Source organism: Rhizobium aouanii (assembly GCF_037002925.1).
GTDB classification, from domain to species: domain Bacteria; phylum Pseudomonadota; class Alphaproteobacteria; order Rhizobiales; family Rhizobiaceae; genus Rhizobium; species Rhizobium aouanii.
This window is the reverse complement of record NZ_JBAMYD010000003.1, coordinates 48,065-70,176: the sequence shown is the minus strand read 5'-3', so window position 1 is coordinate 70,176 and position 22,112 is coordinate 48,065. Positions and strand designations below refer to the sequence as shown.

The window sequence follows — 22,112 nt, the reverse complement described above, 5'->3', positions numbered from 1 at the left end:
GCGGGGAACGGCTTCATTGACAATGGACGCGGCACCACCGGTCATCCTCTGGTTTCGCAAGGACCTGCGACTTGACGACAACCACGCCCTCGACGCCGCGCATCCCTTCCTCACCTTCAAGATCATCGCCGGCATCCATGGGGAAGCATTGAAATTGTGGCTGAAGGGCGCACGCTACGTCGGGCGTCCGGCGGCTCCACCTGAAGTCAGCATCCGGCAGCCCCGCCCGCTTGCGGAAGCGGCGGAATGACATGACGGCGCCGCACGTTTTTCACACGCGCAAAGCGGGTTGCAGCATATTGAACTGCTGCATAATCTATCCTTGGACCGGTTCCGAATTAGGAAATTATGCAGTAGCCTTCAATGCAATGGCCGGGGGCCGGTCGAGCGCATGGTCACGAATGTATCGCCGTCCCTAACCGGCAAAAAAATGCTGGAGGAGGAGAGATGAGCAAGGCGCAGGACTGGAATCTGCTGGCCCGTGACGCGGTGACGCTGACGGGGGAAAATATATCTCGTCTGGCGAAGGGGCTGCCCTTCAAGGCGAAGCTGGCGTTGCGCGGACTTCTGCGCATGCAGCACGGTTCGCTTGCCGTCACCCTCCCCGACGGCCGCACGCTGCTGATCGAGGGCAAGCAGCCCGGGCCGAAGGCGGCGCTCAGCCTCAACAATTGGAACCTTGCCTATCGGGCGCTGACAAGCGGCACGATCGGGGTCGCCGAAACCTATATGGACGGCGATTGGGACAGCCCGGACATCACCGCCTTCCTTGAACTCTTCCTCGTCAACGGCGAGGCCGCGCACAGCTATGCACATGGCAAAGGCGGCGTTAGCCGCCTCTTCGAGCGCGTCCGCCATTGGATGAACGCCAATACCAAAACGGGCTCGAAGCGCAACATTTCCGCCCATTACGATCTTGGCAACGATTTCTACAGGGAATGGCTCGATCCGAGCATGACCTATTCCTCAGCACTCTATTCGACCGGCGCCAATGATCTGCAATCGGCCCAGAACGCCAAATACCGGGCGCTTGCCGAGGCGACCGGCATCGGGCCTGGCGATCATGTGCTGGAGATCGGCTGCGGCTGGGGCGGTTTTGCCGAATTTGCCGCAAGCGAGCTGAACTGCAAGGTGACGGGGCTGACGATCAGCCGTGAGCAGCTCGCCTTTGCCGAGGAGCGCATTCACAAGGCCGGCCTCGATGACCGCGTGGAATTCCGTTTCCAGGACTACCGCGATGAAGCAGGGCTCTACGACCGGATCGTCTCGATCGAGATGTTCGAAGCGGTCGGCGAAAAATACTGGCCGTCCTATTTCTCCAAGCTCCGGCAATGTCTGAAGCCGGGCGGCAAGGCTGGGCTGCAGATCATCACCATCCGGCCGGAAGCCTTCGACCAGTATCGCAGCAACCCCGACTTCATCCAGAAATATGTCTTTCCCGGCGGCATGCTGCCAACGCGCAATCATCTCGCCGAACTTGCCTGCAAGGTCGATTTGTCGCTGGTCAAGGACTTCGGCTTCGGGCTCGATTACGCCCGCACGCTTGCCGAATGGCGCGAGCGTTTCTGGTCGGTCTGGGAACGCATCCGCCCGATGGGCTTCGACGAGCGTTTCAAGCGACTCTGGGAATTCTATCTGTTCTATTGCGAGGCCGGCTTCCGCGCCCGCAATATCGATGTGCGCCAGGTCGTTTTCTCGCGCCGTTGATCATTCCGCCGCATGCGGCGTCACCGGACGGTGACCTGCCAGAGGCGGTCGCTCCCGCCAGCCGGTCACGCGGTTCACCAGCGTGAAATAGGCGCCGTAAGGGAGCAGCCGCGCGAGCTTCAGCATGGTGGTGAAGCGCTTCGGGAAGGTGATCTCGAAGGCTTGCGACTTCAAGCCGGCGGCAATCTCCCGGGCCGCCTCCTCGACCGGTACCAGAGCCGGCATCGGAAAGGCATTCTTCCTCGTCGCCGGCGTATCGACGAAGCCCGGACAGATGAGCTGGATGCGGATGCCCAGCTTGTCGAGATCGAATTTCAGGCTCTCGGCCATGTTGATCAGCGCCGCCTTGGTGGCGCCATGGGCAGCCCCCGTCGGCAGACCGCCATAGCCGGTAACGGAGGAAACGATGGCAATCTGTCCCTGCCCTTTCGCCTTCATATGGCGGATCGCCGGCAGCAGACAGTTGACGACGCCGGAGAGGTTGACGGCAAAGCTCTTCTCGAAATCGGTGCGTTTCAGATCCTCGGCATGAACAGGCAGGTAGACGCCGGCATTGAGGATCGCCATGGCGAGCGTGCCGTGCTCATATTCGATGGAGGCCATGACATGTTCCATGTCCTCGGCATCGGTGACGTCGCCGTCGAGCACAATGATACTGCCCGAGAGGCCATTGGCTTCGGCTTGCAGTTCGACCAGCTTTTCGTGGCTTCTGGCGGTGACGGCGACCTTGTATCCTTCGCCGGCGAGCCTCAGTGCAAGCGCCCGGCCGATGCCCGAACTCGCACCCGAAATCCAGACGATTCCATGTTCGGGATGGGCAATGAAATCACGCATGACATGTTCCTCCGGCTGCCTGATCAAATGCGAAAACAGGTCCGGAAGTTCCTCAACCCCTCCGGATTTACGGCTCTATCACACTATTGTGGCTGCTTTCAGCCGATCAGGTCGCCGATCATCTGGCGGAAGGATCCGGTGAGCTTGACCGGCCCGTCCGAAACGGCAAAGGCGATGCAAGGCCTGTCCTTTTCGGCGACCGGCCGGTGGTCGACCGTCTCGTCGGCAACGGAGATGTCGCCGGGGCCGAAACGGCCGCGTTCATCGTTGAAGGCGCCGTCGAGAATGAGGATCAGCTCCACGCCTTTATGGGTGTGCGCCGGCAAGGCGCGGCCAGGCCGGATCCACATCAGGCTGACCTCGCAGCCGTCCATGTCAAGCGAATATTCCTTAAAACCGGGCAACCGCCGGCGCCAGGGCACATCCTCGGCCTCGAAACCCAAGAGGGCGCGCAACGCTTGCGGAAACAGCGCGTTTTCCGGTCGCGTGACCGTCCGTGGCGCCGGAATGGGAGACGCAGAGGAAAAGATTGCCGCAAGCCGCCCGTCGCGATCGGCAATGGCAGCTTCAGGCGCGTTTTCCAGAGCTTCGCCTATCAGCAGCTCGAGGCTGTTCACCAGGCTGCGATTGTCCGGTTTCATTTCGAGATGAGACTGGACCAGCACACGCGCCGGCTCGGGCAAGGAGCCGGCAACATAATGCGCCATCAATGCATCGATCGTGTCGATCTGCTCGTGAACCATGTCGGTTTCGGTCACGCCCTGTTGCCGCGTTCCGTTTTCGCTTTGTCGTCATCCGTACGGGGAAAGTCAATCTTCGGATCACCCCTCACACGGCGGGATTGCGGGCCATGCGTCATTTCAGGGAGAGGAAAGCAAATTTTATCGTGTCCGACAGAGGCGTGGAATAGCATTTCTTGCCAACTCAGCCTTGTGAAGGGAAAAGACCGTTCCTAAAGTAAGAGTTCGAAAAGAGGCAGATTCCATGACCTTCCACCCCTCCGTCCTCGAAGCCATCGGCAACACGCCCCTGATCAAACTCAAGGGCGCCTCCGAGGCGACCGGCTGCACCATTCTCGGCAAGGCGGAGTTCCTGAACCCCGGCCAGTCGGTCAAGGATCGCGCCGCGCTCTACATCATCCGCGACGCAGAGCGGAAGGGATTGCTTCGTCCGGGCGGCGTTATCGTCGAGGGCACGGCCGGCAATACCGGCATCGGGCTGACGCTGGTCGCCAAGGCGCTCGGCTACCGCACCGTCATCGTCATCCCGGAAACGCAGAGCCAGGAAAAGAAGGACGCGCTGAAGCTGCTCGGCGCCGAACTCGTCGAAGTGCCCGCCGTTCCCTACAAGAACCCGAATAATTACGTGAAGGTATCCGGGCGGCTGGCAGAGCAGTTGGCGAAGACCGAGCCGAACGGGGCGATCTGGGCAAACCAGTTCGATAACGTCGCCAACCGCCAGGCGCATGTCGAAACGACGGCAAAAGAAATATGGCAAGACACCGACGGTAAAGTCGATGGCTTCATTTGCTCGGTCGGCTCCGGCGGCACGCTGGCAGGCGTCGCCGCCGGCCTCAAGGCTTTCAAGGCAGACGTCAAGATCGGCATCGCCGATCCCGACGGCGCCGCACTCTATGAATTCTACCAGAACGGCGCGCTGAAATCCGAGGGATCCTCGATCACCGAGGGCATCGGCCAGGGCCGCATCACCGCTAATCTCGAGGGCTTCACGCCTGACTATGCCTATCGGATCCCCGATACCGAAGCGCTTCCTTATCTCTTCGACCTCGTCGAGAACGAGGGCCTCTGCCTTGGCGGATCGACGGCGATCAACATTGCCGGCGCGGTCAACCTCGCCCGGGATCTCGGACCTGGTCACACGGTGGTGACGATCCTCTGCGATTACGGCAACCGCTATCAGTCAAAACTCTTCAACCCGGATTTCCTGACGTCGAAGGGGCTGCCCGTTCCGGGCTGGATGGCCAAGTCGCCCGGTATCCACGTTCCCTACGAGCCGGTGTGAGACCCCATGCCCGTCAATGCCCTCTATCGTGACGACTTCTATCTCTCGACGTGCGAGGCGGTCGTCACCGCCGTTCACGAAGACGGGGGCATCGAATTGGACCAGACCTGCTTCTATGCCACATCGGGCGGCCAGCCCGGAGACACCGGAGAGCTTGAGCGCGCCGACGGCAGCAAGATCGCGCTCGGCCAGACGAAGCACGGTCCAAGCAAGGATGTCATCATCCACGTGCCGCTCGAAGGTGCGCCGCGGCCCGTGATCGGCGAGACGCTGGTGCTGCATGTCGACTGGCAGCGCCGCTACAGGCTGATGCGCATGCACACGGCCTGCCACTTGCTTTCCGTCGTCTGCTCCTATCCGATCACCGGGGCTGCCGTCGGCGAGGAGGAAAGCCGCGTCGACTTCGACATGATCGAGACGATCGACAAGGACGCGGTGACGGCCAAGCTGATGGAACTGGTCGAGCAGAACCATCCGGTCACTCTGCAATGGATCACCGACGAGGAGCTTGTGGCCAATCCCGATATCGTCAAATCGAAGAACGTGCGCCCGCCGTTGGGGCTCGGGCGCGTCAGCCTCGTCTGCATCGGCGAGAACTCCTCGATTGACAGCCAACCCTGCGGCGGCACACATGTCTCCGAGACTCAGGAAGTCGGCCGGATCCATATCGCCAAGATCGAGAAGAAGGGCAAAGAGAACCGGCGCTTCCGCATCCGCTTCGGCACGCCCGGCGACGAAGCCTGACCATCAAGGGAGACCATCATGAGTGAGACCAAGAGCCGTTTCGTCGTTTCGGCCGACTGGCTGCAGTCCGAGTTCGGGAAAGCTGACCTGCGGGTGCTGGACGCCTCCTTCTATCTGCCGGCGCAGAAGCGAGATGCCGATGCGGAATATGCGGCCGGTCATATTCCCGGCGCCATCCGCTTCGACCAGGACAAGATCGCCGACCATTCGACATCGCTGCCGCACACGATCCCCTCGCCCGAATATTTCGCCGCCGAAGTCGGCCGGCTCGGCATCAGTGAGAACGATCGGATCGTCGTCTATGACGGCATGGGTCTGTTTGCCTCGCCGCGCGTCTGGTGGCTGTTCCGGGTGATGGGCGCGAAAAACGTCTTCGTGCTCGACGGCGGTCTCGACGGCTGGAAGGCCGAGGGCCGTCCGCTCGAAACCACGATGCCCAATCATGCGCCGGCGACCTTCACGCCCGCCTTCGACGAAAGCCGCGTGGTGACGCTCGATACGATGCGCGACATCGTCTCCAGCGGCGCGATGCAGATTGCCGATGCCCGCAGCGCCGGCCGCTTCGCCGCCGTCGAACCCGAGCCGCGCGCCGGCATGCGCTCCGGCCATATGCCGGGCGCCCGCAGCCTGCCCTCCGGCGTCTTTGCCAGCCAAGGCCGATTCAAGTCGCTGCCCGAACTCAGGCAGACGATCGAGGATGCCGGCATCGATCTTTCAAAGCCCGTGGTCACCTCCTGCGGCTCGGGAATCACCGCCGCGATCATCACGCTGGCGCTGGAATCGCTCGGCCATCACGACAACAAGCTTTATGACGGTTCGTGGAGCGAATGGGGCAGCCGTGACGATACGCCCATCGTCACCGGTCCGCCGACGCCGGTCAAAGTCTGATCGCCATGGGAAAGGCACCCGCTTCGCTGAAAGCTCATATCACCCGGCTCGAAATGACGGCGCCGCCGAAGGCAAGCATGCCAGTGCCCGTCAATATCCAGACGGCGATCATGCGCGCTCCCGAGATCCCGTTGCCCTTCTACCGCTATCTCTACCGGCAGGTGGGCGCGCGCTGGCAATGGGTGGACCGGTTGCGCATGAGCGACGAGCAGCTTGCCGAGACGCTGAACGACAAGCGCAACAATATCAGCGTTCTCTACGTGAACGGCGCGCCGGCCGGCTTCTACGAATATTTCTGCGAAGACGAGGATATGATCGAGCTCAGCCATTTCGGCCTGATCGAACATGCGCTCGGTCTCGGCATCGGCAAATGGTTCCTGCTGCAGGCGCTCTATGCCATCTGGTCGCTCAATCCGAAGCGGGTCACCACCACCACCAACAATCTCGACCATCCGCGTGCGCTGCAGCTCTACCAGATGTACGGCTTCTCCCCGGTTTCGACCGGCACCGGCATCGTCCGACCGCTCAGCGACAAGGAGCTTCTAGAGCTTGCGCGGAAAAGCTGACGGATGCCTTCCTGACGTAGGCAGAGCTGTTAACGCTGCGTCAGGCTGTTCGGGCGGCGCGGGTCGTTGCGGCGCTCGAAATCGAGCGTGCGGCCCGACTGTTCCTTCAGCTCCGCCACCTCGCGCCGCAGAGCCCTGAGCTCTTCCAGTATTTCCGCATTCTGTTGCGCCAGCAGCGCGAGATCAACGTCGGCCAAGGGTTTCTCCTTTCGCCCTACAGAGTACGGACAGAAGATACGCCGCTTTTCGCTCTTCGGCGATCTCATATCCAGATGCAGGCAAGAATCGGGTGGCTTGCGCGTTGGTCGAGGTGCATTTCATGGCAATCACAAAGGAGATCTGCCATGACCGTCATTCGTTTTGTCGCCATGCCGACGACCGACGCCGAACACCTCTGGAACGGCGGCAGCGACGCCTATGACAGGCTGCCCGAGACGACCGTTTCCGATGGTCCCGGTCATCCCTGCCGCCATTGCCTCGAAAATATCGATGCGGGCGAGGCGTTGCTGGTCTTCGCCTACCGGCCCTTCCCCGAGCTGCAGCCCTACGCCGAAACCGGCCCGGTCTTCCTGCACAAGCAGCCTTGCGCACGCTATGTCGCCGAAGAGATCATGCCGCCGGTGCTGACGACGAGCCGTGACTTCATCGTCCGCGGCTATAACGAAAATGACCGCATCGTCTACGGCACCGGCGCGGTGACTGCTATCGGCGATATTCCAGCCTATGGCGAAGAGCTGCTGGGACGATCTGATATCGCCTATGTGCATGTGCGCTCCGCGCGCAACAACTGCTTCCAATGCCGGATCGACAAGGTAAAGGCGCCGGCCCTGGCGGAGGCCGGCGCCTGATAGGCGCAAGAGGAAGTCGTCAATCTGTCGGGATCGCGCGCCTTCCAATGTTCTTAAACGCCGCGCAAGGCAATGATCCGCGAACCTGCGGCAGCCTGCCGTTGGCGTGCGAGCGGCGCATATTCGGGCGATGCAAAGAGACCACGGATGGCATCCATATCGAGAAATTCGATGATCAGCATATTGGTCGCCTGCCAGCCTTCGAGTTCGAGCGGTGCGTCATCGAGAGCGATGAGGCGGCCGCCGGCCTTTGCCACCAGGGGCAAGGCCTTCGAGCGGTAATGGGCAATGGCTTCGGGGTCGTGGATATTGAGTTCGACAACGAGGTAGGCGGACATGATGATGTCCTTTCAATCAGTGTGAAGTTCAGGGGATGTGTTTTTTGCGTGCTGTGGCGCTTAGGGCAAATGCCGCCACTTAACCATGCGCTTGCGGAGATCGAGCGTGCCGCCATCCACGGTGAAGCTGCCATCACCGCGATGATGCATGGTCCGTCGTTCCTTGCTGGTCTCGTCGATCCAGATCCTCTTCGCTTCGAGGATAAAGAGATTGTATCGATCGACGAGGCTCGGATCGGCAACACGGCATTCGATATTGGCAAGGCAGTCCAACAGCAAGTGTGCTGCGACATCCTTTGCTGGGCGAGTCCGCAAGCTGAACCGCTCAAACTTGTCCACCGCGTCACCGGAGCAGTTGCCGATGTCCACCACGGTTTCGGCAAGGTCGACAGCTGGAATCGCAATCACGCATTCGCCGGTCTTTTTCAGGGTGTGGTGGCTGAAGTCCCAGGGGCCGATGACGTAACCGATCAGCGGCGGCGCATGCTGGATCATCATGTGAAAACCCATCGTCATCACATTCTGCGTGCCCTCAAGGTTCGTCGTCACAAGAACGATCGGGCCGGGTTCGAGCATGCGATAGGCCTGGGAAGCGGAAATCTCTCTCATCGTGCGCTCTCCATCGCGGGTCTATTCTCCGCACCTATGCGGGGAAGCTGACAGACGTTCTGGTGTGGTTACCAGCCCTGTTCGACCGGCAGAACGAACAGTTCCGCGACATTCACATGCGCGGGCGCCTGCGCCGCGAAGACGATGGTGTCGCCGATGTCCGCGCCCTGCAGGAATGTCATCTGCTTGGCAAGGTCGTCCATCTGCTTGATATAGCCAGGCTCCGTGATGTGATCGTACAGTTCGGTCGCCACGGCGCCCGGCTGGATGCAGGTCACTCGAATATTGTGCTTCTGGCCCACCTCCATGCGCAGGCCGTCGGAGAATGCGGCGACCGCATGCTTGGTGGCGCAATAGACCGACAGGCCCTGGAAGACCTTGCGGCCAGCAATCGACGACATGTTGAAGATGTGGCCCGAATGCTGATCGATCATCTGCGGCAGAACCGCAGCCGTGGTGTTCAGCAGGCCTTTCACATTGACGTCGACCATCCGGTGCCATTCGTCGACTTTGAACTGATCGACATCCGAAAGCGGCATCAGGCCGGCATTGTTGACGACAATGTCGATCGAACCATAGGCACCCACCAGCTTTTTGACGCCGGCTTCGACGGAGGCTGGATCAACCACGTCCATTTCGATCACGAGGGCTTCACCGCCCTTCGAGACGATCTCCTTTTTGAGGTCTTCAAGCTTGTCGGTGCGACGGGCGGCGATACCGACCTTTGAGCCGGCCTCGGCGAGCTTCAATGCGGTTGCGGCGCCGATGCCGCTCGAGGCGCCGGTGACCAGCGCGACTTTTCCATTGATATTCGTCATGGTTTATCTCCTTGTCTTGGCGTCCTTCCAACAGAAAGGGCGGTCGTGTTCGACAAGAAGGAACATAAGGAGGAGGGCTTGATCCCTCTCTCGGGACCTTGCGAGACCTGTCGGGATATTGCTCAAATCAGCAACTCTAAAGTATGTCGCGCAAAAGTGTGCAGCGGTTTTACGATAACGACATGCGTAAAAACAAAGACCTAAAGCGCGAGCAGCGAATCTGAAAGATTGCGACGCGCCTTAGCTGCGACGATAGTCGCTGGGGGAGACGCCAGCCTCACGGCGGAAAATCTGAGCAAAATGGCTGGGGCTCGAATAGCCCACGGACATGCCGATCTCGATGATGCTGGTACTGGTTTCCTGCAGAAGTTGCTGAGCCTTGGCTATGCGTTGGCGAATGAAATAATGGGATGGAGAAAGGCCAGTGGCCTTCTTGAAGAGGCGGCTGAAGTGAAACGCGCTCATGCCGGCCGTTTGCGCCAGACGTGCGAGATCAAACGGCTCCTGAAGGTTGGCTTCCATGAATGCAATGGCCCGCCGTAGCTTGGCGCCCGGGAGGGCATTTGACGGCCGTGCCTCCGCGTCAAATGTTGCATATTGCCGGATAAGATGAACGGCGAGCGTTTGTGCCAATCCCTGCACGAAGAGCCGACTTCCCTGCCCTTCGGCCGTCAGTTCGGCATGGATCAGCTCCAGCATGCTGGAAAGAGGTTGGTCGCGGCCGCCCGATATGTCGCGCAGGCGCATGGCGCTGGCAGCTTTGCCGAGAACCGCTTCCGCCACCCGCTCAAACAACGGAACGGAGAGATAGAGATGCATCACCTGGAAAAGTTCGTCTCCCTCGGCACGCCAGCGCATTTCATATGGCGTGGGCGACCGCGTCAGAAAAAAGTCTCCGACTCTGACTGTGTTGGCTTCCCACTCCCCACCCAGATCGCGTTCTTCCACGCATGCCTGACCTGAGATCACCCAAACGACGAGAGGTTCGGCGACCGCCGGAACAAGAAAGGGGCGTTGCACCGTCAGGCGGGAAAACACCTGAACGAATATATCCGTCCAGGCCGGTCCATCCCCGCTGACGAGTGTTCTGCCGGCGATATATGTTTCAAGGCCGGCAGGTGACGTTCGAAGCGGAACCGGCGATGTTTGCTCCCGATTATCAACCGTCATTGCTGCTCCGTTTGGATGGCGACTGCCCATCGGCATGATATGATGGCAACCGATCGGGAGACACAACTCGTCGCGCTGATCGACGGGGGAAGCATACCTCCAACGCCGCCAACGGTCGCGTTCGATTACGGGTGCGCATTCATGCAAAGAAGGCGGCATCCTCTCAGATACCGCCTTGCTGGGCGACAATAACGCGCTGTAAGTCCTTACCTTGAGTGAGCTGGCTTACGCTACGTTCAGTACGCTTTCCGGCGCGAAAGCCTCGTAGCCCAGCGCGTCGGCGACCGGCTTGCTGGTGATGCGGCCCTTGTGGACGTTGAGGCCGTTCCTCAGATGCTTGTCTTCGGCGATGGCGCGCAGGCCGCGATCGGCAAGCGCCAGGCCATGAACCAATGTGGCATTGTTCAGCGCGTGCGCCGAGGTGACCGGCACGGCGCCCGGCATGTTGGCGACGCAATAATGCACGACGCCGTCGACCTCGTAGGTCGGATCGGAATGGGTCGTCGCATGCGAGGTCTCGAAGCAGCCGCCCTGGTCGATGGCGACGTCGACGATGACGGACCCCTTCTTCATGCCGGAGAGCATCTCGCGGGTGACGAGCTTCGGAGCGGCGGCGCCCGGGATCAGCACGGCGCCGATAATGAGATCGGCCGAGAAGACTTCCTCCTCCAGCGCCTGGATGCTGGAATAACGCGTGTGGATGCGGCCTGCGAAGATATCGTCGAGCTGGCGCAGGCGCGGCAGCGACTTGTCGAGAATGCTGACATCGGCGCCAAGGCCGGCGGCCATCCTGGCCGCATGCAGGCCGACGACGCCGCCGCCGATGACCGCGACCTTGGCCGGCAACACGCCGGGCACGCCGCCGAGCAGGACGCCGAGGCCACCATTGGCCTTCTGCAGCGCGGTTGCCCCTGCCTGGATCGATAGGCGGCCGGCGACCTCCGACATCGGCGCCAGCAACGGCAGGCCGCCGCGCTCGTCGGTCACCGTCTCATAGGCGATCGCGGTGACGCCCGAGGCGATAAGACCCTTGGTCTGCTCGGGATCCGGCGCCAGATGCAGATAGGTGTAAAGAAGCTGGCCGTCACGGAGCTGCGCCCATTCGGCGGGCTGCGGCTCCTTCACCTTGACGATCATGTCGCATTTTTCGAAGATATCCTTGGCGGAGGCGGCGATCCTGGCGCCGGCCGCGGCATAGGCGGCATCATCAGCGCCTATACCGACGCCTGCCTTGGTTTCCACCCAGACCTCGTGACCGTGGGCAACATATTCGCGCACCGAAGCCGGCGTCAGGCCGACGCGATATTCATGATTCTTGATTTCCTTCGGGCAACCGACACGCATGCGCGTTCCTCTCACTTTATCTCCGCGGCCGCGGATTTTTTCAGATGAGGAATCCAACCATCAAGGCCGCGAAATGTCCTTGCAAAGACGATTTGCGAAGACGCGATTTTTCGGCGACTATTGCGCATCTCCCATCTTTCTTCGAAGGTTCTTCGAATGGCCGATCTCGATACCATCGATCTTGCGATTCTCCGGGCATTGCAGGCCAATGCCCGCATCACCAATGCCGAGCTTGCCGAAAGAATCGGATTGTCGCCTTCGGCCTGTTCGCGCCGGCTCGACATCCTGGAAAGAAGCGGCGTCATCGACGGCTACCATGCGCGGCTTTCACACAAGGCGCTCGACTACAAGATGATCGCCATCGTGCATATCTCGCTCTCCGGCCAGTTCGCCAAGACGCTGGCGGAATTCGAGGCAGCGGTGAAGCTCTGCCCGAACGTGCTCGTCTGCTACCTGATGTCGGGCGAATACGACTATATCTTGCGCGTCGCCGCCCGCGACCTCGAGGACTATGAGCGCATCCACCGCGACTGGCTGTCGGCCCTGCCCCATGTCGTCAAGATCAATTCGAGCTTCGCGCTCAGAGAAATCATCGACAAGCCGAATGTCGGCCTTTGAGGCCTTGCATCTTTGCCGAAAGCCTGCCCAGACTTTCGATGCGCGCAGGCGTTTCCCCACTACAGCGCCGCGCGTCTTTTCAGACGCGCAGAGGACGCTGTAACACTTTGGACTTCTGCATAATTTCACCCTTAATCGGAATCGATTAAGGGTGAAATTATGCAGTAATGGCAAATCATGACATCGAAGACCCAAGGCTATATTTTCGCGCTGCTGGCGATCACCATCTTCTCCCTGCAGGATGCCATCTCGAAACATCTGGCGACGGCTTATCCGCCAATCTTCGTGACGATGATCCGCTACTGGGCCTTTGCGCTTTTCACGATCATCCTCGCTTCGAAGATGCGTGGCGGCATCAAGGCGACGGCCCGCACCAAACGCCCTCTCCTGCAGGTAACCCGCGGCGTGCTGCTTGCCGTCCAGGTGGTCCTCGCCATCACCTGCTTTGCGATGATCGGCCTTGCCCGTTCACAGGCGATCTTTTCCGCGACGCCGATCCTGATCGCGCTGCTGGCGATGCCGATCCTCGGCGAGCGGGTCGGGTGGCGGCGGTGGGCAGCGATCGGCGCCGGACTTTTCGGGGTGCTGCTGATCCTGAAGCCGGAAGGCGAATTTTTCGACGTGAAGCTGCTTCTCGCCGTCATTTCCTGCTTCAACTTCGCCTTCTACGTCATCGCCACCCGTCTGGTCAGCCGCGACGATTCGTCGATGACCAGCTTCTTCTATACCGGCGTCGTCGGCGGCGTCACGATGACGCTCATCGGACCGTTCTACTGGAGCTGGATGTCGCCGGGCGACTGGGGCTGGATGGCGCTCGTCTGCGTGACCAGCATTTCCAGCCATTATTTCCTGATCCGCGCCTATGATATTCTTGATGCCGCCGCCGTCCAGCCGCTGACCTATCTGTCACTTGTCTACGCCTCTATCATTGGCATGACGATCTATGGCGAAACGCTCAGTTTCAACACGATCGTCGGCTCGGTCATCGTGGTCGCCGCCGGCATCTTCACGGTCTGGCGCGAACATGTGGTGGGACGCAGGGCCGTTGCTGCCAATTGACGTTTCACTGCAATTTTAGCCAAGCCCCTAAAACCATTTCAATTTTCCGGCGCTATGCTCCCTGGCTATATCAAGGGAGACAGTATGACCCGCAACTTGAAAATCACGGCCCGAAAGACTGATCGGAAAAGCTGCCGCGTCTTCGGCCATGTCAAATACCTGAACAGCCAGGTGGATGCCCGCATCCTCAACCTGTCGCCAACCGGTGCCGCCCTGGAGATGAAGGGGCCGCTCCATGCCGCCTCCGGCAGCAAGGTGCGCATCGAGGCCGAAAACCTCGGGCTGCTCGAAGGTGTCATCCGCTGGAAGCACAATGGCCGCGTCGGCATCCAGTTCGATGTGAATTCGAATGCGCGGGCGCAGATCTCTTCCTATTTCCGTTTCTTCCACAAGGAAGTGCGCCCAGTGCTGGCGACGCGCCAGTTGGCCATATTAGGCGCCAATGGCGACCGGAAGGCTCACCTAGCGACACCGACGCTAAAATCGTAGGGCTGCACGGCCTTGGCGCCGAAGGAACGGCTGAGATCGTTCCAGTAGCTGCGGTTGACGTTGACGTCGAGAGTGACCGGGCCTTGCGCCTGCGGCAGCCTGGCGCCGAGGTTCCTGACGTCGATCCTGGCGGTATTGGCGTTGGCGCCGGACAGCAGGATCGTTTCCGTGCCGAGCGGCACGTTGACCGCGCCAGGCGCCTGGCTGCTGGAAAGCGGCTCGCTTGATATGATCTGGCCGTCGCCGCCGAGGAACTTGATATCGCAGGTCTGGCATTCGCCCTGCGTCCAGCCGGGATTGACCTTCAACTCGACCCGCGGCGGCAGCGAGCGAGTGCCGTCCTCAGCATGGGCGACGCCGATGATGCCGAACAGGCTGCCGGCCGAGCTGACCTCGATCGGCCGCGGGTTGGCTGCACTCCCCTGTGCAGCGGCCATGATGAGAGCCGGTGCGCCGATGCCAAGAAGAAGCGCCTTCTGCAACTGCTGTTCGCGATAGATCAGCGCGATAGCGCCGCCGATAATGAAGAAGACGACTATGGCGGCAAGCGCGCAGGCAACTGAGATCCAAGGGTTTGCCGTCGTCGTCAGCCATTTCTCCACATCGCCGCTGTAGAGCGCCTGCGCCTTGTCGACCAGACTGGGTGCGATGCCTCCGAAACCTCCGACCAAAGCGATAACGACCTTGTTCATAATCCCATCTCCCCAATGGTTCCAGCTGCTACCACTGTACCATAAATTGTATTTCACGACGATGCCGCTTTCCCACTGGATTGTTTTGACGTCCTGTCATTTTCGCAGTGTATTCCTCGTCAAATCGTCCTAATTCTGACGGGCCGGACGATGCATGACCTTTGAAGGAGAGTTTCCATGTCTTCCACTTTCGATGTTGGTGTAATGAGCCGCCGTTCCCTGCTCGGCGGCCTCGCCGCCACTTCCGCCCTGGTGCTGCTGCACCCTTTCAGCGCGCGCGCCAGCGCCAACCAGGCGCATCTCAGGCTGATGGAAACGACCGACATTCACGTCAACGTCTTCCCCTATGACTATTATGCCGATAAGCCGAACGACACGATGGGCCTGTCGCGCACCGGAACGATCATCGATGCGATCCGCGCAGAGGCCGTCAACTCGCTGCTGATCGACAATGGCGACGTGCTGCAGGGCAATCCGATGGGCGATTACATGGCCTATCAGCACGGCATGAAGGACGGCGACGTCCACCCGGTGATCAAGGCGATGAACACGCTCGGCTATACGGTTGGCACGCTCGGCAATCATGAGTTCAACTACGGCCTCGACTTCATGTTCAAGGTACTGTCAGGCGCAAACTTCCCCTTCGTCTGCGCCAACCTGACCAAGGGCCAGCTCGCCTCGGATCCGAAGCAGGACGATCTCTTCTTCAAGCCCTACATCATCGTCGAAAAACCGATCAAGGACGGCGCCGGCAACGAGAGCCCCGTCAAGATCGGCTTCATCGGCTTCGTGCCGCCGCAGATCATGCTGTGGGACATCAAGAACCTCGAAGGCAAGGCACAGACGCGCGATATCGTCGAAGCCGCCAAGGCCTGGGTTCCCGTCATGAAGGAAGCCGGCGCCGATATCGTCATCGCACTCTCCCATTCCGGCATCGACGGAGCCGCGCCATCCGAGAAGATGGAAAACGCCTCGCTGCATCTCGCCGCGGTCGATGGGATCGATGCGATTTTCACCGGCCACCAGCACCTCGTCTTCCCCGGCCCGAAGAGCTGGGACGGTGTCGCCAATGCCGACCCCGTCAAGGGCACGCTGCACGGCAAGCCCGCCGTGATGGCCGGCTTCTGGGGCTCGCATCTCGGCCTTATCGACCTGCTGCTCGAAAAGGACGGCAATAGCTGGAAGATCGTCGATTTCACCTCGGAAGCACGGCCGATCTATCATCGCGACGACAAGAAAAAGGTGGTCGCCGACTACGCCGACAAGAAGGAAGTGGTCGAGGCCGCCAAGGCCGAGCACGAGGCCACACTTGCCTATGTCCGCACCCCGGTCGGCAAGACATCTGCGCCGCTCTATTCCTACTTCGCGCTGGTTGCCGACGATCCCTCGGTACAGGTCGTCAGCCAAGCCCAGACCTGGTACATCAAGCAGATGCTCGCCGACACCGAGTTCAAGGATCTGCCGGTGCTTTCGGCGGCGGCTCCCTTCAAGGCCGGCGGTCGCGGCGGTGCCGACTACTATACCGATGTTCCGGCCGGCGATATCGCCATTAAGAACGTCGCCGACCTCTATCTCTACCCGAACACGGTGCAAGCTGTCGCCATCACCGGCGCCCAGGTGAAGAACTGGCTCGAAATGTCGGCCGGCATGTTCAATCACATCGAGGCCGGCTCAAAGGATGCGGCGCTGCTCAACAACGACTTCCCGTCCTACAATTTCGACGTCATCGACGGTGTCACCTACCAGATCGACCTGTCGCAGCCGCCGAAGTATGATTCGTCCGGCAAGCCGATCAATCCGGACGCCAACCGCATCCAGAACCTCGCCTTCAACGGCAAGCCGATCGATCCGGCCCAGAAGTTCGTCGTCGTCTCGAACAACTACCGCGCCGGCGGCGGCGGCAATTTCCCTGAGATAACCGCGGACAAGGTGATCTTCCAGGCGCCGGATACCAACCGCGACGTCATCGTCCGCTATGTCCATGATCAAGGCACGATCAATCCGTCTGCCGACGCAAACTGGACCTTCAAGCCGCTCCCCGGCACGACCGTTACCTTCGAAAGCGGCCCGAAGGCGAAACAGTTCCTCGCCGAGGTCAAGAGCGTCAAGATCGAGGATGCCGGCGAAGGGGCCGACGGTTTCTCGAAATTCAGGCTGGTTCTTTAGGCGGAGGATAATATCAGCGAAGGCGCGGCACCCGCGTCTTCGTCATTCGGCCGCGAGCGGCGTACCAGCTTCCTGCAGTTCCGCTATCTGAGCATGGAAATCGGCTTGGCTCGGGCAGGCGGAAAGCCGCGTGCGGAACGCGTCGATCATCCAGGTGGCGGCAGGTCCGGGCGGGTTGGCGAGTTGGCGCACCGAATATATCGGATACTCCCCCTGTTCGTAGGCATCCAAATCGAGATGAACGAGCCTGCCGCTCGTCAGATCGTCATGAATCACGGAAGCCGGAAGGCCGCCCCAGCCAAGGCCGGCCGTGATGAGCTGGTGCTTCGTCGCAATATCGCTGACGCGCCATGTCTTGTAGGACAGAACGTTGAAATCGCGCCCCTTCGTCCGTCCCGACGCATCGGTGACGACGAGTTGCACTTCCTCGCGGACGTCGCCGAGCGTCAGCGGCCGGCCGATTCCGGCAAGCGGGTGGTTATGCGCGGCAACCGGCAACATGAAGGAATGGCCGATCCGCTCCGTGACAATCGAATCGTCCTGCTTGACGACCGCGCCGCCAATCCCGATCGTCGCCTTGCCGCTGAGGACGAGATCCATGACCATTCCGAGCTCACCGACATTGAGGCTTAACGAAACGGATGGAAACATCTCGCGGAATTCGCGGAGAACGTCCACCAGGGCTCGCGAAGGCACCATGACACTGATGGCGACGGAAACCTCCGCTTCGAGCCCTTCCCTCAGGCTCTTGACCCGCGCCCGCATGACTTGCAGATCGCCCAGAATGCGCCGCGCATCCTCCAGCATCGCCTTGCCCGCCTCCGTCAGCTTCGGCTGGCGCGCGCCGGAGCGCTCAAAAAGCGGGACTTCGAGCTGGGCCTCCAGATTGGCGATCGTATAGCTCACGACCGACTGCGCACGGTTCAGCACCCGCGAAGCGGCCGAGAAGCTGCCGGTCTCGGCAACGGTCAGAAACACCTGCAATTGGTCCAGAGTTGGGTTGGGCAGCATCTTCTATCCATTCCATCGATAGTTTCGATCGACATTATCACCGTTTTTTCGATAGCAGGCCAGACCTATTTTCCTCATCGAGACTGCGGCTCACCTCCCAGCAACGGGCCGTCAAATCCCATTCGAAAGGAAATGCACCATGTCGTCCATCCTGCTTCTGACGTCCAGCCCGCGTGCCGAATCGCTCTCGACGCCGATCGCCGTCGATCTCGCCGAAAAGCTGAAGAGCCAGAATCCAAGCAGCGTCGTCGTTCGCCGCGACCTTGCCGCCAACCCGCTGCCGCACATCGATGACCTCTTCACCGGCGCTATCCGCAAGCCGGCCGAAGCCCGCACCGCTGAGGAAACGGCAGCCGTCAAAACCTCCGACGAGCTTGTCAACGAGCTGCTCGCCGCCGACACGATCGTCATCAGCACCGGCCTCATCAATTTCAACATCTATTCGTCGCTGAAGACATGGATCGACAACGTCGCCCGCGCCGGCCTGACCTTCAAGTACACGGAAAGCGGCCCGGTCGGCCTCGCAACCGGCAAGAAGGTCTATGTGGTGCTCGCCTCGGGTGGCGTCTACTCGCAGGGGCCGGCCGCTGCCTTGAACCATGCCGTGCCGTATCTGAAGTCGGTTCTCGGCTTCCTCGGCATCAGCGATATCGAGACCATCTATGTCGAAGGCCTGGCCTTTGGTCCGGAAGCTGCCGAAAAGGCCATCGACGCCGCCAAGTCGCGCGTCCAGGAAATCGCGCTGGCGGCCTGATCGGCTCCTAAACACTTCACGGAACGGCCGGCCTTTGCCGGCCGTTTTTCATTTGTCGATATCGGCGACAAAATCCCGGACCGTCGCCAGGATTTCGGCCGAGAGTTCCTCGTCGGAGGAAATCCTGGCAAGGCCGACGCCGCCGGCCATCATCGCGAAGGTCATGATCGCCTTGCGCCGCCGTTCGCTATCGTCCGCTCCCGCAGCCTTGCTCGCCAATGACGCGAAATTGCGCCTAAGCCCGTCCGTCGCGATCCCTCGCGCCTTCTCGCCGCTGCGGGATATATCGGAGGTCAGCGCGGCAAAAGGGCAGCCCTCGCCGGGATTGTCGCGATGATAGGCGCTGACATAACGATCGGCGACATCGGCAGCCGTCATCTCCGCCGGGTTCACCCCCTCAGCCTCCAGCTTGCGTCCCCATGAATCAAAAGCGGACTGGATCGCCTCGGCGACCAGATCGTCGCGCGAGGCGAAATGCTTGTAGAAGCCGCCGACGGTCAGTCCAGCCTCCTTCATCAAATCGGCGACGCCAATACCTTCGAGCCCCTCCTCGCGCAGCCGCTTCGACGCGATCTCGACAATCCTCTCGTGCGTCTTCTGTTTTTCCAATTGCGAACGACCCATCGGACATCTCCCCGGCACCAATCGAATGAGCATGATGTCGGCCGAAAACCGCTTACACTTTTCGGCATCATGCTTCTCTTGACTCGTGTAGATTATAATCATAATCTTTATAGATAACGATCATAATCCAGATCGTTGCCAATTCCAAGAGGAGCATGAATCATGCGTCTAAGAAACAAGGTCGCCCTGATCACCGGCGGAAACAGCGGCATCGGTCTTGCGACCGCCAGGGTCTTCATCGACGAGGGTGCCAGGGTGGTGATCACCGGCCGCAACCCGGAAACGCTCGCTGCCGCCGAAAAGGCGCTCGGCGCCGGCGTGCTGGCGCTGAAGGTCGATGTCACCGATGCCGCCGCAACCGAGAAGGCCTTTGCGGAAGCCGCCGGAAAGGTCGGCAAGTTCGACATCGTCTTCGCCAATGCCGGCATCGGCGGCGCGACGCCGCTCGGCGAGACATCGCCGCAGCAGTTCAACCAGATCATCAGCACCAATCTCACGGCAGTTTTCTTCACCGTGCAATCGGCCCTGCCGCATCTCAATGACGGCGCTTCGGTGATCCTCAACGGTTCGGTGCATGCCGTGCTCGGCGCTCCCGGCTGGTCCGCCTATGCGGCGACCAAGGCGGCAGTCCGGGCAATGACGCGCAATATGGCATCCGAGCTCGCGCCGCGCGGCATCCGCGTCAATCAGGTAACGCCCGGCGGCACCAAGACGCCGATCTGGTCGCCGATGGCCCAGACGGAAGATGCGATGTCGGCGCTCGAGGCCCGCATCGGCGGCATGAGCCCGCTCGGCCGCATGAGCGAAGCCGACGAAATCGCCAAGGCGGCGCTCTATCTGGCCTCGGATGATTCGGCCAATGTCACCGGCATCGAGATCACCATCGACGGCGGTATGACGAGCGCGCCATCCGGCGCCAAGATCTTCCGCGCCGCCTGAATGAGTTTCAGCTGAGCTTGACAACACCGGAGCGGCCGACGACGCAGTTGCGGCCGCTCTTCTTGGCTGCGTAGAGCCTGCCGTCGGCAGCCGTCAGCACGGCGGTGAAATCGACGCCGTCCTCATCGGCAGTCGCAACGCCGATACTGACCGTGACCGGCCTGTCATCCGGCGTCTTGACGCTGGTCGCGATCGTCCAGCGCAGGCGCTCGGCAAGCAGCAGACCTTCCTCGTGGTCGGTGCCCGGGCAGACGGCAACGAATTCCTCGCCGCCGAAGCGGAAGACGCGGTCGCTCGAACGCAACGTCGTGCTCAATCGGGCGGCGATCGCCTTCAGCACCTCGTCGCCCTGGAGATGACCGTAGCCGTCATTGACATCCTTGAAGTGATCGGCGTCGATAATGAGGACGGTGGCGAACAGCCCCTGCCGCAATGCCTCGTGCAGCATCAGTGGCGCTTCCAGCTCCATACGGGTGCGATCATAGACTCCGGTCAGCATATCGCGGCCGGTGCGCTCCAGAAGATCGTTATAGCGCTCGCGAAACGTCAGATCGCCGAACACGTCGCTGATGGAGCGTGCGGCCCCGGCTGCGCCGATCCGGCGAATACGATATTCATAGAATGCGAACATCGCCGCGTAGAGGCAGACGGCAAGCATTTTCGCCTTCCATCCGCTCCAGAATGCGGCGATCGGCACATCCAGAAAATAATGCAGCGCGGCGAAGAAGCCGATCTGGTCGAAGGTCAGCAGCACGAAGCCAGAAATCAAGAAACGCAGGACGACGCGGCGGCGGAAGAAATCGCCGAGTTTTTCGTAAAGCAGGATGATGCCCAGCGAATCGACATAGAGCAGCGCCGTGCCCCAGATCATCAGCCAGCCCATCTCCTTGAGGAAATCGACGTCGGGCGTGTGGTTGGGCGACATCTGCAGCGGATGGTGCAGCTGCAGCACCCAGGCAATGCCGACGGTGAGCAGGTTGCCGAGGAAAAGACCATAGATCGGCTGGCGCACCGTCGCGGCATCCTCCTGCAGGTAAAGCATCAGGATCATCATCAGCTTGCCGGAGAAGAAGACGGATGAGCCCGGCGACACATCCCCGAACGGCAGTGAGACGTAGAAGACCGCCGCCAGATAGGTCTCCATAAAATGCATGACGCCGAGCGCCGTCAGGAAAACCCCGAGACCAAGCCGGTGACGGAAATGCAGGAGCGTTACCATCAGCATAAAATAGGCGATGGCTTCGACGATGAAGAGAGCGAGGTTGAGTGTCTCCATCATGAGACCTCGGCTCCGGACGTTCGGCCTCCTGCTGGCGCGGCGATCGCGACAGAGAATCCTTTGGTCAATCGTCCGAAACAGTCAAACACGAGGGTGTCCTGCAAATCCTGCAGGCGATACCTTTCACCGCAATCCTTTAAGATTGCGTGAGTGAGATTGCGCCCGCCGGAGGGCACCCGGGTCACACACAGGAATAGTTGCAGCCGGTATCAAGGACCTACGCCCGGATCCCGATTCAGACCTGACGGAGCTTCTCGCCGTCGCCAAAGAGCGACGGGCCATGCTGATCGATGATCTGCTGCGCCTTGCGCACCGTGCATTCGAGGGCGTCATCGGAGGAGGAAAACAGATCGGCGCGGATGAAATTGCGCACCAGTACCTCGTCGCCGACCTTCTTTTCGATGCGGCCGGCAAGGCGATACTGGCCGCCTTCCTTGCGCGGCTCGGCATAGATCGTGCAATCGCCGTAAAGCTGCGGCTCGCCGGAAGGGCCGGCCGCCTCCGAAGCCGGTTTGCCGCCGCCGGAGAACATCGAAAAGATATTTGAAATGAACGAAGCCATGCTCCGCCTTTAGCACGACCGTATCGCTGTC

The 22,112-nt window shown here is 60.8% G+C and carries 25 protein-coding genes and 2 pseudogenes; 14 read left to right on the top strand and 13 right to left on the bottom strand.

The window, feature by feature from the left end; genetic code table 11:
* Positions 1–16: 16 nt before the first annotated feature.
* The 3 genes and pseudogenes from V8P77_RS06115 to V8P77_RS06105 form a co-directional block, all read left to right on the top strand.
* Positions 17–103: pseudogene (locus V8P77_RS06115) on the top strand (deoxyribodipyrimidine photo-lyase); the annotation flags it as partial.
* Positions 89–250, top strand: a pseudogene (locus V8P77_RS06110) (DUF1365 family protein); the annotation flags it as partial. The pseudogenes V8P77_RS06115 and V8P77_RS06110, both read left to right, overlap by 15 nt.
* A 197-nt stretch (positions 251–447) precedes the next feature.
* The gene (locus V8P77_RS06105; protein WP_335911264.1) at positions 448–1,707 is read left to right on the top strand and encodes a class I SAM-dependent methyltransferase; all 1,260 of its coding nucleotides are present in this window, start codon (positions 448–450) and stop codon (positions 1,705–1,707) included.
* Here V8P77_RS06105 and V8P77_RS06100 read toward each other — a convergent pair whose 3' ends face one another.
* Together V8P77_RS06100 and V8P77_RS06095 are read right to left on the bottom strand one after the other, a co-directional pair.
* Positions 1,708–2,541, bottom strand: a complete 834-nt coding sequence (locus tag V8P77_RS06100; protein WP_335911263.1) for an SDR family NAD(P)-dependent oxidoreductase — start codon at positions 2,539–2,541, stop codon at positions 1,708–1,710.
* A gap of 98 nt (positions 2,542–2,639) precedes the next feature.
* Positions 2,640–3,299: a ChrR family anti-sigma-E factor gene (locus tag V8P77_RS06095; protein WP_335911262.1), complete on the bottom strand. Its 660-nt coding sequence runs from the start codon at positions 3,297–3,299 to the stop codon at positions 2,640–2,642.
* A 226-nt stretch (positions 3,300–3,525) separates the two neighbouring features.
* Between V8P77_RS06095 and V8P77_RS06090 the strand changes: the two genes are divergently transcribed.
* From V8P77_RS06090 to V8P77_RS06075, 4 genes are read left to right on the top strand one after another with little or no spacing between them, the layout of a single operon-like run.
* Complete coding sequence (locus V8P77_RS06090) at positions 3,526–4,563, top strand: cysteine synthase A (RefSeq protein WP_335911261.1); 1,038 nt, start codon at positions 3,526–3,528, stop codon at positions 4,561–4,563.
* Positions 4,564–4,569: 6 nt separating this feature from the next.
* Positions 4,570–5,307 carry an alanyl-tRNA editing protein gene (locus tag V8P77_RS06085; RefSeq protein WP_335911260.1) on the top strand — a complete coding sequence of 246 codons (738 nt, stop codon included), beginning with the start codon at positions 4,570–4,572 and terminating at the stop codon, positions 5,305–5,307.
* 18 nt (positions 5,308–5,325) lie between these two features.
* Positions 5,326–6,195, top strand: coding sequence for a 3-mercaptopyruvate sulfurtransferase (gene sseA / locus V8P77_RS06080; RefSeq protein WP_335911259.1), 870 nt, complete (start codon positions 5,326–5,328; stop codon positions 6,193–6,195).
* Between the two features lie 5 nt (positions 6,196–6,200).
* Positions 6,201–6,761 (top strand): GNAT family N-acetyltransferase, encoded by a 561-nt coding sequence (locus V8P77_RS06075; protein WP_017960121.1) that lies wholly within the window; start codon positions 6,201–6,203, stop codon positions 6,759–6,761.
* Positions 6,762–6,790: 29 nt separating this feature from the next.
* Here the strand turns inward: V8P77_RS06075 and V8P77_RS06070 are convergent, their stop codons facing one another.
* Entirely contained in the window at positions 6,791–7,027 is a 237-nt protein-coding gene (locus V8P77_RS06070; protein ID WP_051449390.1) for a hypothetical protein, read from the bottom strand.
* Positions 7,028–7,105: 78 nt separating this feature from the next.
* Here V8P77_RS06070 and V8P77_RS06065 point away from each other — a divergent pair, with 78 nt between their 5' ends.
* Positions 7,106–7,609, top strand: coding sequence for a DUF1203 domain-containing protein (locus tag V8P77_RS06065; RefSeq protein WP_335911258.1), 504 nt, complete (start codon positions 7,106–7,108; stop codon positions 7,607–7,609).
* A gap of 53 nt (positions 7,610–7,662) precedes the next feature.
* On the opposite strand, the gene V8P77_RS06060 is transcribed toward V8P77_RS06065, so the two are convergent.
* The 5 genes from V8P77_RS06060 to ald all read right to left on the bottom strand — a co-directional run bounded on the left by V8P77_RS06060 (position 7,663) and on the right by ald (position 11,888).
* Positions 7,663–7,947 carry a DUF1330 domain-containing protein gene (locus tag V8P77_RS06060; RefSeq protein WP_335911257.1) on the bottom strand — a complete coding sequence of 95 codons (285 nt, stop codon included), beginning with the start codon at positions 7,945–7,947 and terminating at the stop codon, positions 7,663–7,665.
* 60 nt (positions 7,948–8,007) lie between these two features.
* Positions 8,008–8,556: a flavin reductase family protein gene (locus V8P77_RS06055; protein ID WP_335911256.1), complete on the bottom strand. Its 549-nt coding sequence runs from the start codon at positions 8,554–8,556 to the stop codon at positions 8,008–8,010.
* Positions 8,557–8,624: 68 nt separating this feature from the next.
* Positions 8,625–9,374 (bottom strand): SDR family oxidoreductase, encoded by a 750-nt coding sequence (locus tag V8P77_RS06050; protein ID WP_335911255.1) that lies wholly within the window; start codon positions 9,372–9,374, stop codon positions 8,625–8,627.
* A 240-nt stretch (positions 9,375–9,614) separates the two neighbouring features.
* The gene (locus V8P77_RS06045) at positions 9,615–10,544 is read right to left on the bottom strand and encodes a helix-turn-helix domain-containing protein (RefSeq protein ID WP_335911254.1); all 930 of its coding nucleotides are present in this window, start codon (positions 10,542–10,544) and stop codon (positions 9,615–9,617) included.
* Positions 10,545–10,769: 225 nt separating this feature from the next.
* Complete coding sequence (gene ald / locus V8P77_RS06040; protein WP_335911253.1) at positions 10,770–11,888, bottom strand: alanine dehydrogenase; 1,119 nt, start codon at positions 11,886–11,888, stop codon at positions 10,770–10,772.
* Positions 11,889–12,044: 156 nt separating this feature from the next.
* Between ald and V8P77_RS06035 the strand changes: the two genes are divergently transcribed.
* The 3 genes from V8P77_RS06035 to V8P77_RS06025 all read left to right on the top strand — a co-directional run bounded on the left by V8P77_RS06035 (position 12,045) and on the right by V8P77_RS06025 (position 14,054).
* Entirely contained in the window at positions 12,045–12,506 is a 462-nt protein-coding gene (locus V8P77_RS06035) for an Lrp/AsnC family transcriptional regulator (protein WP_283198979.1), read from the top strand.
* Positions 12,507–12,683: 177 nt separating this feature from the next.
* On the top strand, positions 12,684–13,565 hold the full coding sequence (locus V8P77_RS06030) for a DMT family transporter (protein WP_335911252.1): 882 nt from the start codon (positions 12,684–12,686) through the stop codon (positions 13,563–13,565).
* 84 nt (positions 13,566–13,649) lie between these two features.
* On the top strand, positions 13,650–14,054 hold the full coding sequence (locus V8P77_RS06025; protein WP_335911251.1) for a PilZ domain-containing protein: 405 nt from the start codon (positions 13,650–13,652) through the stop codon (positions 14,052–14,054).
* On the opposite strand, the gene V8P77_RS06020 is transcribed toward V8P77_RS06025, so the two are convergent.
* Positions 14,024–14,746 (bottom strand): hypothetical protein, encoded by a 723-nt coding sequence (locus V8P77_RS06020; RefSeq protein WP_335911250.1) that lies wholly within the window; start codon positions 14,744–14,746, stop codon positions 14,024–14,026. The two genes, V8P77_RS06025 and V8P77_RS06020, sit on opposite strands and share 31 nt — an antisense overlap.
* 177 nt (positions 14,747–14,923) lie before the next feature.
* Between V8P77_RS06020 and V8P77_RS06015 the strand changes: the two genes are divergently transcribed.
* A complete protein-coding gene (locus V8P77_RS06015) occupies positions 14,924–16,912 on the top strand; it encodes a bifunctional 2',3'-cyclic-nucleotide 2'-phosphodiesterase/3'-nucleotidase (protein ID WP_335911249.1) in 1,989 nt (662 codons plus the stop codon).
* Positions 16,913–16,954: 42 nt separating this feature from the next.
* On the opposite strand, the gene V8P77_RS06010 is transcribed toward V8P77_RS06015, so the two are convergent.
* A complete protein-coding gene (locus V8P77_RS06010) occupies positions 16,955–17,923 on the bottom strand; it encodes a LysR family transcriptional regulator (RefSeq protein WP_335911248.1) in 969 nt (322 codons plus the stop codon).
* A 139-nt stretch (positions 17,924–18,062) separates the two neighbouring features.
* Between V8P77_RS06010 and V8P77_RS06005 the strand changes: the two genes are divergently transcribed.
* On the top strand, positions 18,063–18,677 hold the full coding sequence (locus V8P77_RS06005; protein ID WP_335911247.1) for an FMN-dependent NADH-azoreductase: 615 nt from the start codon (positions 18,063–18,065) through the stop codon (positions 18,675–18,677).
* Positions 18,678–18,725: 48 nt separating this feature from the next.
* Here the strand turns inward: V8P77_RS06005 and V8P77_RS06000 are convergent, their stop codons facing one another.
* Positions 18,726–19,301 (bottom strand): TetR/AcrR family transcriptional regulator, encoded by a 576-nt coding sequence (locus V8P77_RS06000; RefSeq protein ID WP_335911246.1) that lies wholly within the window; start codon positions 19,299–19,301, stop codon positions 18,726–18,728.
* 162 nt (positions 19,302–19,463) lie between these two features.
* Here V8P77_RS06000 and V8P77_RS05995 point away from each other — a divergent pair, with 162 nt between their 5' ends.
* Positions 19,464–20,240 (top strand): SDR family oxidoreductase, encoded by a 777-nt coding sequence (locus V8P77_RS05995; RefSeq protein ID WP_335911245.1) that lies wholly within the window; start codon positions 19,464–19,466, stop codon positions 20,238–20,240.
* Between the two features lie 7 nt (positions 20,241–20,247).
* On the opposite strand, the gene V8P77_RS05990 is transcribed toward V8P77_RS05995, so the two are convergent.
* Both V8P77_RS05990 and V8P77_RS05985 read right to left on the bottom strand, forming a co-directional pair.
* A complete protein-coding gene (locus V8P77_RS05990) occupies positions 20,248–21,519 on the bottom strand; it encodes a GGDEF domain-containing protein (RefSeq protein ID WP_335911244.1) in 1,272 nt (423 codons plus the stop codon).
* Between the two features lie 235 nt (positions 21,520–21,754).
* On the bottom strand, positions 21,755–22,081 hold the full coding sequence (locus V8P77_RS05985; protein WP_163876342.1) for an HlyU family transcriptional regulator: 327 nt from the start codon (positions 22,079–22,081) through the stop codon (positions 21,755–21,757).
* Positions 22,082–22,112: the final 31 nt, after the last annotated feature.